1 protein-coding gene is annotated in these 570 nt (G+C 32.1%); it reads right to left on the bottom strand.

Going from position 1 to position 570, the window contains the following annotated elements:
- Window positions 1–503, bottom strand: a 503-nt coding sequence (locus tag KA878_RS13750) for an IS21 family transposase (protein WP_483883283.1), incomplete at its 3' end; no start/stop codon positions are given.
- Window positions 504–570 lie beyond the last annotated feature (67 nt).

Raw genomic sequence — 570 nt, 5'->3', positions numbered from 1 at the left:
ACTGAATATTGATTAGTCTGATACGTAATCATATTAGAGCGGTTGACTTTCAAGTATTTATGTTTCACTTTATATGAGTTTCTTACATGTACATGTGGTAGTGTCTGTAGGGGACTCTTTTCTTTTTCCAATTCAATTATCGGTATTTTACCAGTACCTACATGTACAGAATAATTTAATCGGTCATTTAAATTTGAAATAAAAGATGGAATCTCATTTAAATAAAGCTCTCCTTGATATGCATGTATCTCATCCAATATCTTCATAATAGACTCGACTTTCCCTTTTGTTCTTGGTCTACCAGCGACACATGGTCGTACCTTAAATCCAAAATCATCAGCGAATTGTTTAAATCTACGATTGATTTGTCCACTTGAATACTCTGTTCTTGGTTGTGTCATTACAGTCTTCATATTGTCAGTTATAAGTTCTTTAGGCACACCTTCAATCGTTTCAAAAGCATTGACTAATAAATTATGTAATACTTCGCTTGATTTACTCATCGTAACTTGCATAATTTTGAATCTAGAATATGATAAAAGTAATACCCCCAATATTCAATGATACTTC

This window comes from Staphylococcus sp. GDY8P57P (assembly GCF_017892585.1).
In the GTDB taxonomy this organism is placed as follows: Bacteria; Bacillota; Bacilli; order Staphylococcales; family Staphylococcaceae; genus Staphylococcus; species Staphylococcus borealis.
Note: the sequence above shows the minus strand (reverse complement) of the source record. Positions and strands in the feature narration are given on the sequence as shown.